This window comes from Garicola koreensis (genome assembly GCF_014195445.1).
Lineage (GTDB): Bacteria > Actinomycetota > Actinomycetes > Actinomycetales > Micrococcaceae > Nesterenkonia > Nesterenkonia koreensis.
In genome coordinates, this window is sequence record NZ_JACIBT010000003.1 from 55,966 (window position 1) to 68,871 (window position 12,906).

The following is a 12,906-nucleotide window of genomic DNA, read 5'->3' on the forward strand; positions in this document are numbered from 1 at the left end:
GCAGGGTCAGCTGGAGGGGTTTGTGTCCCGCATCCCTGGAATGGTGACCCGTTTGCCGGCGGCGGCAGCACGGCCGTCCTTGACCCCGGGGAGCTTCGGCCCATCGGCCGGCGGAGTCACAGCAGTGACTTCTGCGGCAAAGAGCTTACGGACCGACTCTTCACGGATGTCCTCGGCCATCCCCTGGAAGAGCAGGTATCCCTCCCGCTGGTACTCCACCAGCGGGTCACGCTGGGCCATGGAGCGCAGACCGATGCCTGACTTCAGATAGTCCATCTCGTAGAGGTGCTCCTGCCACTTCTCATCGATCACGCTCAGCAGCACCCGCCGCTCCAGGTGGCGCAGCGCATCGGCGCCGATCTCCTCTTCCTTCTTCTGATAGGCGATCTTCGCATCAGAGACTATCTCTCGGGTGAGCATCTTGGTGCTCAGCTGGTCGATACCACCGGCCTCCTCGATCAGATCCTCGATCTCCAAGGTGATCCCGTAGAGGTCGCCCAGCTCGTCCCACAGCGTCTCAAGGTCCCAGTCCTCGGCGGATGAGGCCATGGTCTTCTCCCGGATCATCAGCTCAACAGCGTCCTCGATGAAGAACTGGACCTTCTCGTGGACGTCGTCGCCCTCCAGAATGCGCCTGCGGTCGGAGTAGATGGCTTTGCGCTGCCGGTTCATGACGTCGTCGTACTTCAGCACGTTCTTACGGGTCTCAGTGTTCTGTGACTCGCGCTGCTGCTGGGCGTTGGCGATGGCGCCGGAGACCATTTTGTGCTCCACCGGCACCTCGTCGGCCATCGCTGAGGAGTTCATGATGCGCTGCGCCGCCGACTGGTTGAACAGCCGCATCAGGTCATCGGTCAGTGAGATGTAGAAGCGGGACTCTCCCGGGTCTCCCTGACGCCCGGAACGGCCACGCAGCTGGTTGTCGATGCGCCGGGACTGGTGCCGTTCGGTCCCCAGCACGTAGAGGCCGCCGAGCTCGCGGACCTTCGCAGCCTCTTCCTCGGCCTGGGCCTTCGCCCGAGCAAAGACCTCGTCCCATTTGGCCTCGTACTCCTCTGCGTCCTCCTCAGGGTCAAGCCCCAGCTGCTCCATCTGATGGACCGCGTTGAACTCAGAGTTGCCGCCGAGCATGATGTCGGTTCCGCGGCCGGCCATGTTCGTGGCCACAGTCACCGAGCCCACACGTCCGGCCTGGGCGACGATCGCGGCCTCCCGTTCGTGGTTCTTGGCATTGAGCACCTCGTGGCGGACGCCGTTCTTGGCCAGCTGTTTGGAGAGATACTCCGACTTCTCCACCGACTCGGTGCCGACCAGCATCGGCTGGCCCCTCTCATGACGGGCCAGGATGTCCTCGACTACGGCGTTGAACTTGATGACTTCGTTCTTGTACACCAGGTCGTTGTGGTCGGTGCGCTGACGCGGCTTATTCGGCGGAATCAGCACGACCCCGAGCTTATAGGTGGACATGAACTCCGCAGCCTCAGTCTCAGCGGTGCCGGTCATGCCGGAGATCTTCTGGTAGCTGCGGAAGTAGTTCTGCAGCGTGACTGTGGCCCGCGTCTGGTTCTCCGGCTTGATGCGCACCTCCTCCTTGGCCTCGATGGCCTGGTGCAGGCCCTCGTTGTAGCGACGGCCCTTGAGGACGCGCCCGGTGTGCTCATCGACGATGTGCACTTCGCCGTCGACGACCACATAGTCCGTGTCACGCCTATAGAGCTCTTTGGCGCGGATGGCGTTGTTGAGGTACTGAATCAGCGTGGTGTTCTGGGTCTCGTAGAGGTTCTCGATGCCGAGATAGTCTTCGACCTTGTCGATGCCGGGCTCTAGGACGCCGACGGTCCTCTTCTTCTCGTCGACCTCGTAGTCCTCCTCAGCGTGGAGGGTCTTGACCAACTTGGCAAAGTCCCCGTACCAGCGCGAGATGTCACCGCTGGCCGCCCCGGAGATGATCAGCGGGGTCCTGGCCTCGTCGATCAGGATGGAGTCGATCTCATCGATGATCGCGTAGTTGTGGCCGCGCTGGACCAGATCGTCCAACGACTGGGCCATATTGTCACGCAGGAAGTCGAAGCCGAACTCGTTGTTGGTGCCGTAGGTGATGTCGGCGGCATAGGCTTCACGACGCTGAGCGGGATTCAGCGCATTGGTGATGACTCCGGTGGTCATCCCCAGAAAACGAAAGACGCGCCCCATCAGCTCCGACTGGTACTTCGCGAGGTAATCGTTGACCGTAATGATGTGAACGCCCTCACCGGTCAGAGCGTTCAAGTAGGCCGGCGCCGTAGCAACTAGGGTCTTGCCCTCACCGGTGCCCATTTCGGCAATATTTCCCAAGTGCAGCGCGGCCCCACCCATGATCTGCACGTCGTAGTGGCGCTGACCCAGGGTCCGGTCGGCGGCCTCCCGAACCGCAGCAAAGGCTTCGGGAAGCAGCGAATCCAGGGATTCGCCCTCGGCGATGCGCTCCTTGAAGCGCTCCGTTTCGCCCCGCAGCTCCTCATCAGAGAGCTCTTTGAACTCATCCTCCAACAGGTTGACCGCGTCGGCGTAGCCGCGCAGCTGTTTGAGGACTTTCTTGTCCCCGGTCTTGAGGACTTTTTCCAGCAGGGTGGGCACAGTCGGTTTCTCCGTTGAGTGTTCTTATGTCAGCAGGGTGCGCTCTGGGCACACCGGACCACCTTCCAGTGTATGCGCGAAGTCAACGATTGCGCACACACCTGCCTCCGATGTGCCCAGAGCAGGCGACGGCCAGCAGAGCCCCCGCGCTCAGCCGGTGGGCAGGTTCGCCCGCGTGGTGCCGTTGGTCGCCCGGTAGGCACGCTCCTCAGTGTGCGGCTGCCCTGAGGTCTGGTCGGTGTCCAGCGAGATCACCCCGTAGGTCCATCCGCGACGGCGGTAGACGGCCGAGGGCTGACCGGTCTCCGCGTCGAGATAGAGGTAGAAGTCGTGTCCGATGAGTTCCATGGCATCGACCGCAGCATCGACGCTCATCGGTTCGGCGCCGAAGACCTTGCGCCGGATTCTGATGGGCTCATCGCCGTCCTCCTCCTCAGGAGGGGCGTCGTCGGCGGCCTCGGCGTCCAAGACCTGTTCATAGAGGGGGCGGTGGGGGTCCACCGGAGTCAGGCCTGACAGCGCTTCCCCCACGGATGGGGTGTGTTGGCCGCTGCTGCGCGAGCGGCTCTTCTTCTTGTCGCGTGCCCTGCGAAGCCGCTCCAAGAGTTTGTTGAAGGCCGTTTCGAATGCGGCGAACTTCTCCTCGGCCTGCGCCTCGGAGCGGATGACTTTGCCGCGTCCCACCACGGTGAGCTCGACGGTCAGCGTGGAGTCGGCACGACGGTGGGAGGTTTCATTGGAAACTTTGATCTCTAGTCGCTGACCCTTATCCGCCAGCTGCTCAATCTTGCCGCTTTTGGAGTCGACGTGCTCTTTGAACCGGTCAGGGATCGTGATGTTGCGGCCGGTGTAAGTCGTCTGCAGAGCCATAAGTGTCCTCCTTGGCATCCGGGCTGGTATGTCGCAGCGCAAGCCGGAAGACTCTGCATCGAGCCCACCGCTGCTGCGATGGGACTCTTTCTCAAGTGCCCATACCTCACACTATGCCGAAAACCAGTCCGCGGGAAGAGCCCTTCGACAAATCATCGCTGAGGTGGACGCTCACCGCGCAGTGGCAGCAAGCACCGCCGCTGCCGACACGTGAGCCCCGGCCTGACAGAGACACTGATACAGGCGTCCCAGGGTGGCACCGGTGGTGAGCACATCATCGACCAGCATCACCTCGGCACCGCGAAGCACCTGGTCAGCGCCGGGCACCAGGCTGAAGCGATTCTGAGTCTGACGCCGGGCACGCTTGGACCGGCTCTTCTGCCCGCGGCCCGGACGCACCACATCGGTCACCGTGATCCGGTGCCGCACCCAATGGCCGGCCGGCATCACCTGGGCGGGCAGCCTCAGCTGCTGAATCAGCTCACCCAGCGGATGCCGCCCCCTCCGGAGCTGGGAACGCGGCGGGGACGGCGGCCAGACCAGCAGGACCTGCTCACTGGAGCACAGCGTCGCGGCGGACCGTACAGCCCGCTCCAGCGCCGAAGCCAGCACACGGGTCAGTCCCACGCGTTGGTGATCTTTGAAGGTCAGCACCGCATCTGCCACCAATGTGGTGTACTCAGCCGCGCTGAGCACCGGCAGGACGCTGAGGTCCTCCAGGATGGGCAGCGCTTCAGCCGGCCCCTCCGCCCGGTAGGGGTGCTGGGTCAGCAGCCGCAGGTCGTCCCGGCAGTCCGGGCACAGGTCAGTGCCTGGGGAGCGGCAGCCCACACACCACGAGGGTGCCAGCAGGTCGGCCGCACCGGCTGTCGCGCCGCGCACCGCAGCCGCTGGTGGGGAGAACCAGAGCCGGTCCAGACGTTTGAGCACCATGTGTTCAGCCTGCCTCACCTGGCAGCCGGCCACCAGAGCAGAGGGGCTGACTGTGGAGAACGCGCCTGAAGCCTCAGCCGGAGTAGGAGAGGTCCGAGACTCCTATCTCCTCCTGCTGGGTCCACCGGTCCCCTACGTTGACATAGACCTGGTCACCTGACTGCTCCATGTAGATGTTCGACCGGCCTTCCCCGATGGAGACGTTGAGCAGGCCCGTGACTCCTTCTTCGGGATCATCGAGGGTGCCGTCCAGATCGATGCGCTGCACCTGACCCTGGGCCGGATCTGAGTCCTCATCCTCGTCCCAGGGCTGCCAGACCATGACCGCGTCGTTCTCCGCCCACCGGACCTCTTCGATGGCGACGTCGGCGTTGAGCACGTAGTGTCCGCCCAGACCCCGCGGCACCCCGGTGGACCCGTCACGGACCACTGAGGCGATATAGAGGGTCCGCACCCCGGCGTCCTCGACAACAAGGGCCACGCGGGTGCCGTCCTGGGATATGCGCAGCGACGTCACCTCCTTGTCCTCGAGAAAGTCAGCCGGCACCTGCACACTGGTGGTCTCGGTCGGCTCCTCGTAGGAGTAGGCACGGATCGTGGCGTCGCCGTCCTCGGTGTGGGTCACCGTCCAGGTCCAGCCGAAGTTGTCCATCGAAGGCCGAGTCAGGCGGTCGGCCTCGACCAGAAGCTCCGGAGCCGGCGCGTCGGCTCGCACGTGGTAGAGAGAGCTGAGGTCGCCATCCATAAATGCGAACACCTGGTCAGCCGGGGGGCTGGGCATCGCAGGGTACCGGGGATCGAGCTCGGAGACGTCCGGCAGCCCGGAAATTTCGTTGGTCGAGGTCCCGGTCTGTCGCACCAGGGCCCCGTTGCGCACAGCGATCTGAGACTCTCCCGCAGTCGGGCTGGCCTCAATGTCCAGCTGCTCCTCCTCACTGAGCTCGCCCGGTTCGGGAACATCGACGCTGCTGCCATTGACAGTGATCTCCGTGTCGCGCACCGTGGACAGCTGCGAGAGCGCCAAGTTGAGCTGGTGGCGCATCAGTGCCAGTTCCGGCCCGCTGGCCCCCGAGGTCACCTCATCGGCGAGATCCACAGTGGCTACCAGTTCGTCCACCGGCACAGACGGGTTGCCCAGCGAGGCTTCCGGCTGGAAGGCCGAGACAGCCCCGTCCTCCAACCACGGGGCCGGGCCCTCAAGAATGCGGCTGACGATTTCGGCGGGCAGACCGGGCCGGTTGATGAACCAGCGCAGATCCGGCACGGCGTAGCGCTGCTGAGAATCGTAGAAGTACAGCGTATAGGGGTTGTAGACCTCGTTGAACGTTCCCCTATCGAGGATCTTTCCAGCAGGAGCCTCAGCGATGCGCCACTCGTCCTCCACCTGCTCAACGGCGAAGTGGAAGGTCTCCGTGCCGCCGGGACGGACCATCGTGCCGTTGCCGTCAACGTAGCGGTCCAGCTGAATCTCGACGACGAAAGCTTCCCCCTCAGCCTCCTGAATAGTCGGTTCGCCCGCGTAGACGTAGGTCTGATCATCCGGCGACCATTGGTCGGCAGCACTTTCGGTGAGGTACTCACGGGCGACGTCGTAGTCGTTCTGCGGACCGGCTCCAGCCTCCAAGAAGCCGTTGATAATGTCTTCGGGCCCAGCCCCGGGCTGCGGAGCGACCGGGTCACGCTGATACTCATACCCCTGAGCCGGCGGTGCTTCCGCTCTGCCGACGGGCCCATCGGTGGGCAGGGCGGGAGTGCAGCCGATGACGGCCAGTGACACCGCGAGGACGGCGGCAAGGGTGGTCTTGGTGCGGGAACGGCTCATGCTTTGGGGTCCTGCTGGTAGAGAGACTGCTCGTGGACGCGATCATGGGGCACCTCGCCGCTGAGCGACACCGAGTCCACCGAGATTCGACGTCGCTCAGACTCCTGATAGCTGGGCGGCAGCGCCAGTGGAGAGGCACGGTAAGGCTGGCCCTGGCGGCGCGGCAGCACCACACGGAAGCATGAACCCTGCCCCATTTGGCCCCATGGGTCCAGACTGCCCTGATGCAGACGGGTATCCTCAGTGGCGATGGAGAGACCCAGACCCGATCCGCCGGTGGTGCGAGCCCGGGCCGGATCAGCTCGCCAGAACCGGTCGAAGACATGGTCCACCTGATCCGGAGTCATCCCGATTCCGAAGTCTCGCACGGCGATGCCGACCGCTGTCGGGCTGGATGTGATCACCACATCCACCGGCTGGCCCTCAGAGTGCTCGATGGCGTTGTTGACCAGATTGCGCAGGATCCGATCAATCCGCCGTCGGTCAACCTCCGCGATGAAGTCCTCCCCCTGGACCACAATATTCAGTTCACCCCCGGCCTGTTCCGCCAGCGGCAGCGCAGCGGTGAGCACCTCTTCGCAGAGTGCTCTGAGATCAACGTCGCTCAGCACCAGCTCTGCGGCCCCGGCGTCGAAGCGCGACATCTCCAGAAGGTCTGCAAGCAGCGCCTGGAAACGTTCCACCTGGTGATGCAGCAGCTCGGCAGAGCGGCGGCTGACCGGGTCGAAGTCCTCACTGGAGTCGTGGAGGACATCTGCTGCGATGCTCACCGTCGTCAGCGGGGTGCGCAGCTCGTGGGAGACGTCGGAGACGAAGCGCTGCTGCATCTTCGACAGGTTGGCCAACTGCGTAATCTGCTCCTGCAGGGTGGAAGCCATACGGTTGAACGAAAGCCCCAGCCGGGCGATCTCATCCTCACCGACCACCGCCAGACGCTGGTCCAGCTGGCCATCGGCGATGCGCTCAGAGACTTCGGCGGCTTGGGAGACCGGTTTGACCACTGTGCGGGTGATCCATGCGGCGATGAGCATATTCATCAGCAGGATCACTGCGATAGCAGTGAGGAACACCTGAAAGACGAAGGTGACATTCTCATCCACCGAGGAGAAGTCGTAGACGTAGAACAGGCCGTAGGGCTCCCCCGGCGGCAGGTGCACATAGATCCCGAAGGCCACCCCCGGGGCAGTGTTTCCGGCGTCATCCTCGATGCCCACCGGCTGCCACAGCTGGGTATCCTGACCGCTGGTGAGCACCGCCTCACGCAGCTCGTCGCTGATGATGTCTTCCGAAAATCCTTCGGAGTGCCGCGGCGCCACCTGCAGGTCCTCCGGCTGGCCCAGCGGAAGCAGCACAAAGTTGCGCGGCAGCGCAGCGGAGCCTCCGAGGTTCTCCAGGACCCCGGCCACCTGAGACTCAACCTCCGAGCTGTCCACCGGCTGCATTGCATCGAAGCCGTTGCGGGCCTGGATCAGTTCATCCGTGGCTTCGGCCTCCACCTGGTCGAAGCGCTCCTGGTAGAAGCCGGTGGTGACCTGCTCCACCAAGAAGTAGGCGATCAGCCCAGTTCCGATCAGCGTCAGCAGACCAGTGAAGAACACCGCGCGGACCATCAGCGAGCGCGCCCAGAACTTGGGCAGCCGCAGCATGCGCTGGCGGAAGCTCAGCGGTGGGCGGGCGCGCTCGATCGCTGGCGAGTCGGGCTCGGTGCCAGAAGGGTTCGCTGGGGCTGCTGCGGTGTTCTGCTCAGTGATGGCTGCGGACGCTCCTTATCCGCCAGCTTTGTACCCGATGCCGCGCACGGTTTGGACGATCTCAGGGTGCTCCGGGTCCTTCTCCACTTTGGAGCGCAGCCGCTGCACGTGCACATTCACCAGCCGGGTGTCTGCCTGGTGCCGGTAGCCCCAGACCTCCTCCAGCAGCATCTCGCGGTTCCAGACCTGCCAGGGTTTCTTGGCCAGCGTGGAGAGCAGGTCGAACTCCAGCGGGGTCAGCGGAATCTTGGTGCTGCCGCGACGGACCTCGTGGCCGGCCACGTCGATGGACAGATCCCCGATGGTCAGCGTCTCCGCCTCGTGGTGATTGGCACTGCCCTCAGCAGGCCGCAGCCGAGCGCGGACCCGGGCGACCAGCTCGGCTGGTTTGAACGGTTTGGGCACGTAGTCGTCGGCGCCGGCCTCCAAGCCGCGCACCACATCTGCAGTGTCGGACTTGGCGGTGAGCATAATGATCGGGGTATCGGCCTCTTCACGGATTTCGCGGCACACCTCGATGCCGTCTTTGCCCGGAAGCATCAGGTCAAGCAGCACCAGATCAGGGTCTGAGGCGCGGAAGACTTCCAGGGCGCCGTCGCCGGTTTCACAGAACGTCGGATCGAACCCGTCGTTTCGCAGCACGATGCCGATCATCTCGGAAAGTGCCTCATCATCGTCGACCACCAGGATCCGGCCCTTCATGACACATCCTTCCTCACAGCTGCTGCAGCGATTGAACCTTTTCCTCAGGATATATGCATTCCAGCCTGTCATCCTCATACACGCGCGCTGAACCCCGATTGCGATGCGCGCCTGCGGCCAACGGCGATAAGGTGGCGGAGAAAGTCTGACATGCGAGGAGGGTGTGGTGAGCGCAGTGCGCCGGCCGAACACGACGCCGTCTCCGAGCAGCCCAGCGCCCGGAAGTGCAGAGCCCCGCAGCCCAGAGCCGCAGGTGCGGCCCGGTGCGGTCTACCCGCTGCGTGCCATGGGTCAGGACGAGATGTTCTCCGGGGCGTTCAGCGTGATTCGGCGCAATCGGCGCGCCGTGCTGGGCCTGCCCCTTCTGGCCGGTGTGCTCAACTTCGCCACCGCCATTCTGCTGATGCTGCTCTTCCCCTCGCAGCAGTTCATGCGCATGCTCCTGGACCCGGCGGCCTTCGATGACCCGGAGATGGCCTGGGCGGTGATGGGTGATGGGGCCATGTGGCTGGTGCTGATGCTCACCGGCTTCATCGGCAACCTGGTGCTGGCGCTGTCTGTGGGGCTGCTGGCCATCCCCGCGCTGCGTGCGGCCTACGGTCTGCCCACCACTCTGGGCCAGACCATCCGGCTGCGCGCCGGCACGCTGGGCTGGCTGGCGCTGCACTGTGTGGTGCTGGGGCTTCTGCTGGCAGTCGCTGGGGTCATCGTCCTGGTCCTCAGCGCGCTGCTGATCGGCGTGACGTTCTTCATCGCCGCCGTCGTGGTGCTGCCGGGGCTCTTCCTGCTGCTCTGCTGGGTGAGCGCGGCCTTCATGTTCGGCCCGATGGTCATTGTGGTGGAGCGCCGCAACGCCTTCAGCGCGCTGGCGCGTTCGTTCAGCCTCAACCGCGGCCTGTGGTGGCGCCACATCGGTGCGGTGGCCCTGGTTTATCTGATCGGCACCATCGCCCTGCTCATCGCCTCGCTGCCTGCCGGCATTGTGGCGGGATTCGGCACCGAGCTCGGCTGGCAGGCGCCGCAGGGTCAGGAAAGCTGGATTTCGATTCTGCTGCTCGCCGTCGGGAACCTGTACGACGCCGTGCTGGCCGCACTGATGGTGGCACTGGCTGGCACCGTGATTGCGGTGATGTACCTCAACGCGCGGTTCCGGCAGGAGGCCCTGGATGCGGTGCTGCTGGATGCCGCCGCAGACGTTGATGATCCGGCGACGCTGATCCCCGGCTCCCCGGAGCACCTGGGGGCGCACTTCTCCGCTGCCGGCAGTGGGAGGCCCGAGTAGATGTATGACCGGGATGAGGCGCGCCGGCTGCTGGAGGATGAGCTCTCCGGCCCTGAGTACCAGCGGCAGTTCAGCGGACCGGTGCGCGAGGCCGTCGACCGGTTCCTGCAGTGGCTGCAGGAGGGTGCGGTGAACCTCGGCGTCGTCGATATTCCTGCCGGACCCCTGGTGGTTCTGCTTCTGCTGGCGGCGGCCGTCACGGTGGTTCTGCTGGTGGTCCGCCCGCGGCTTCAGCGTTCCGGCGATCCGGACCAGCAGGTCGATATCGAGGCGGGCATCACTGCCGCCGCGCTGCGTGATCGCGCTGACCGCAGCGCTGAGGCAGGCAACTACGACGACGCCGCCCGCGACCGTTTCCGAGCGCTGGTGCGCGGCGCGGAGGAGCGCGCCCTGCTGCCCAGGTCCACCGGCCGCACCGCCACCGAGATCGCTGAGCATCTGGCGGGACAGTTCAATGAGCATGGCCACCAGCTGCGCACCGCCGCCGAACTGTTCAACCTCTCCCGGTACGGCAGGCAGCGGCTGAGCGCCCAGCAGTACGGGCAGCTTCGCACCCTGGATGCGACCCTGCGGGAGGCCCAACCCACCGGAAGCCTCGATGTTCAGGGACCCAGACTGGTGGCCCCGCGGTGACCGCGACCGTCGCAGGTGCAGGCGCTGCCGCACGCTCAGCCCTGGCCAGGTGGCAGTTCTGGATCGTGCTGGTCCTCCTCGGCGCCATAGCTGCAGCGGCCATGCAGCTGCTGGACACTGAGGACGCTGAACCCTACGGCTTGGCCAACACAGACCTTGACGGGTACGCCGGGTTGGCCTCCGTTCTGGACGAGCAGGGCGTGGAAATCCACCGCGCGCACTCGGCCCAGGTGGCCGCGGACCTGATGGATGAGCACCCTGATGCCTCGGTGGTGGTCCTGACCCGCAGCTTCCCACCCGATGAGGGGTTCATCTCCGAGCTGGGCCAGCAGCACCAGGCCGGCCGCGAGGTGGTGTGGATGGCTGAGCGCTCCCACCTGCTGGCCAACGCACTGGGCGATGAGCTGCGGGCTGGGCCGCCGATTCCCACCGGAGCGGCCGGGACACCCGCCACGGTCGGCGCCTCAGAGGCGTGCACCGCTGAAGCAGCCCACAGCGCGGAGAACATTCAGGCCTCCGGCACGAGTCTGCAGGCCGACTCCGGGTGCTTCCGCCTGGAACCCCAAGCCGAGGGCGCGGCTGCGGGCTACGTGCTGGCCGAGACCAGCTTGGGCTGGGCGTTCACCGCCCCGGATGCGTTCACCAATCAGCGCATCACCGACGCGGGCAACGCAGCCCTGGCGCTGGGGATGCTGGGTGCCGATGGGGGCCCCAGCGGCGGCGACCTGATCTGGTACACGCCTGCGGGCGCAGATCTGGCCGGCTCTGAGCAGTGGTCCTCGCCGATGGATCATCTGCCGGACTGGTTCTGGCCGCTGGTGTGGTGGCTGCTGATCTGCGCGGCGGTGGCCATGCTGGTCGCCGGGCGGCGCTATGGCCCTGTGGTCTCCGAGCCGCTGCCGGTGAGCGTGCCCGCCAGCGAATCCGCCCACGGCCGGGGCCGGCTCTATCAGCGCTCCAATGAGGTGACCGCCACCGCGCGCACCCTGCGCAGCGCCCATCTGCTGCGACTGGGCAGGCTGCTGCGGCTGGGGCCCGCCCCTGAGGCTGAAGTTGTCGCTGCGGCCGCGGCGCGAGCCTCCGGCTGGGATGATCAGCGGGTGCCCCGGCTGCTCATCAGCGACGAGGTGCGAGGCAACAGTCAGCTCAGCAGCTATGCTCAACAGCTTGCGCGGCTGGAGAATGACGTCAGAGACCGAACACGAATGCGAAGGAGACCATAAGTGAATGAGCCCGGGCCCTACGACGGCGCAGAGGCAGCGCCACAGACGCATGCGCCCAGCGCTGCACAACCCAGCGCTGACCAGCCCGGTGCTCCCGGTGCGTCCAACGACGAGCTGCGGGCGCGGCTGACCAGGGTCCGCGAAGAGGTGGCCAAGGCCGTCGTCGGCCAGGACGCGGCGGTCACCAGTGTGGTCATCGCCCTGCTGGTGCGCGGCCACGTGCTCCTGGAGGGCGTGCCCGGGGTGGCCAAGACCCTGCTGGTGCGCTCGATATCGGCCTCGCTGAGTCTGGACACCGCACGCGTGCAGTTCACCCCCGACCTGATGCCCGGTGACGTGACCGGCTCCCTGGTCTACGACTCCACCACCGGGGACTTCTCCTTCCGCCACGGACCGGTCTTCACCAACCTGATGCTTGCCGATGAGATCAACCGCACTCCGCCGAAAACCCAGGCCTCCCTGCTGGAGGCCATGGAGGAGCGGCAGGTCTCGGTGGACGGACTGGGCCGGTCCCTGCCGGACCCGTTCCTGGTGGCGGCCACGCAGAACCCGGTGGAGTACGAAGGCACCTATGCGCTGCCCGAAGCGCAGTTGGACCGGTTTTTGCTGAAGGTGAATCTGGACCTGCCTGAACGCGAGCAGGAGGTGGAGATCATCCGCCGCCATGCTGCCGGCTTCAACCCGTCGGACCTGGCAGCGGCCGGAGTGGCACCGGTGGCTTCTGCGCACGATGTGCTGGCCGCCCGGCACGCAGTGGCTGGGGTGCAGATCGCCGCCGAGGTGATCGGCTACGTCGTCGAAATTGCCCGCGCCACCCGCCAGGCGCCCAGCTTCCAACTGGGGGTCTCCCCCCGCGGGGCGACGGCGCTGATGAACGCCGCCAAGGCCTGGGCCTGGCTCTCCGGCCGGGACTACGTGACCCCCGACGACGTCAAGGCGCTGGCGCTGCCGACCCTGCGGCACCGCGTCTCGCTGACCCCGGAGGCCGCGATGGACGGCGCCGGTGCCGACAATGTGCTTCAGGGGATCCTCGCCTCCACGCCGGTGCCGCGCTAGGTACCGGAGCGCTGCCAC

The 12,906-nt window shown here is 65.7% G+C and carries 10 protein-coding genes; 4 read left to right on the top strand and 6 right to left on the bottom strand.

Translation table 11 applies throughout. The annotated features are described in order from the left end of the window. Positions 1–6 precede the first annotated feature (6 nt). The 6 genes from secA to mtrA all read right to left on the bottom strand — a co-directional run bounded on the left by secA (position 7) and on the right by mtrA (position 8,694). On the bottom strand, positions 7–2,616 hold the full coding sequence (secA, locus tag FHX47_RS06650; protein WP_183358147.1) for a preprotein translocase subunit SecA: 2,610 nt from the start codon (positions 2,614–2,616) through the stop codon (positions 7–9). Positions 2,617–2,766: 150 nt separating this feature from the next. Next, positions 2,767–3,486, bottom strand: a complete 720-nt coding sequence (gene hpf / locus FHX47_RS06655) for a ribosome hibernation-promoting factor, HPF/YfiA family (RefSeq protein WP_183358148.1) — start codon at positions 3,484–3,486, stop codon at positions 2,767–2,769. A 171-nt stretch (positions 3,487–3,657) separates the two neighbouring features. Further along, positions 3,658–4,419 carry a ComF family protein gene (locus FHX47_RS06660; RefSeq protein WP_183358149.1) on the bottom strand — a complete coding sequence of 254 codons (762 nt, stop codon included), beginning with the start codon at positions 4,417–4,419 and terminating at the stop codon, positions 3,658–3,660. A 73-nt stretch (positions 4,420–4,492) separates the two neighbouring features. Then, entirely contained in the window at positions 4,493–6,241 is a 1,749-nt protein-coding gene (locus tag FHX47_RS06665) for an LpqB family beta-propeller domain-containing protein (RefSeq protein ID WP_183358150.1), read from the bottom strand. Next, positions 6,238–7,887: an MtrAB system histidine kinase MtrB gene (gene mtrB, locus FHX47_RS06670; protein ID WP_183358151.1), complete on the bottom strand. Its 1,650-nt coding sequence runs from the start codon at positions 7,885–7,887 to the stop codon at positions 6,238–6,240. Before mtrB ends, FHX47_RS06665 begins: the two co-directional genes overlap by 4 nt. A 120-nt stretch (positions 7,888–8,007) precedes the next feature. Further along, entirely contained in the window at positions 8,008–8,694 is a 687-nt protein-coding gene (gene mtrA / locus FHX47_RS06675) for an MtrAB system response regulator MtrA (protein ID WP_183358152.1), read from the bottom strand. A gap of 166 nt (positions 8,695–8,860) precedes the next feature. Here mtrA and FHX47_RS06680 point away from each other — a divergent pair, with 166 nt between their 5' ends. The 4 genes from FHX47_RS06680 (at position 8,861) to FHX47_RS06695 (ending at position 12,888) form a co-directional block, all read left to right on the top strand. Continuing rightward, the gene (locus FHX47_RS06680; protein WP_183358153.1) at positions 8,861–9,976 is read left to right on the top strand and encodes a hypothetical protein; all 1,116 of its coding nucleotides are present in this window, start codon (positions 8,861–8,863) and stop codon (positions 9,974–9,976) included. Further along, positions 9,977–10,609 (top strand): DUF4129 domain-containing protein, encoded by a 633-nt coding sequence (locus FHX47_RS06685; protein WP_183358154.1) that lies wholly within the window; start codon positions 9,977–9,979, stop codon positions 10,607–10,609. After that, the gene (locus FHX47_RS06690) at positions 10,606–11,832 is read left to right on the top strand and encodes a DUF4350 domain-containing protein (protein WP_183358155.1); all 1,227 of its coding nucleotides are present in this window, start codon (positions 10,606–10,608) and stop codon (positions 11,830–11,832) included. Before FHX47_RS06685 ends, FHX47_RS06690 begins: the two co-directional genes overlap by 4 nt. Before the next feature lie 114 nt (positions 11,833–11,946). Then, positions 11,947–12,888, top strand: coding sequence for an AAA family ATPase (locus FHX47_RS06695; protein ID WP_221206186.1), 942 nt, complete (start codon positions 11,947–11,949; stop codon positions 12,886–12,888). Positions 12,889–12,906 lie beyond the last annotated feature (18 nt).

Excerpts from the sequence above, each read along its gene's own strand:
- FHX47_RS06685 (WP_183358154.1), top strand. The coding sequence starts at position 9,977 with ATGTATGACCGGGATGAGGCGCGCCGGCTGCTGGAGGATGAGCTCTCC.
- mtrA (WP_183358152.1), bottom strand. The coding sequence starts at position 8,694 with ATGAAGGGCCGGATCCTGGTGGTCGACGATGATGAGGCACTTTCCGAG.
- hpf (WP_183358148.1), bottom strand. The coding sequence starts at position 3,486 with ATGGCTCTGCAGACGACTTACACCGGCCGCAACATCACGATCCCTGAC.
- FHX47_RS06665 (WP_183358150.1), bottom strand. The coding sequence starts at position 6,241 with ATGAGCCGTTCCCGCACCAAGACCACCCTTGCCGCCGTCCTCGCGGTG.
- FHX47_RS06660 (WP_183358149.1), bottom strand. The coding sequence starts at position 4,419 with ATGGTGCTCAAACGTCTGGACCGGCTCTGGTTCTCCCCACCAGCGGCT.
- mtrB (WP_183358151.1), bottom strand. The coding sequence starts at position 7,887 with ATGCTGCGGCTGCCCAAGTTCTGGGCGCGCTCGCTGATGGTCCGCGCG.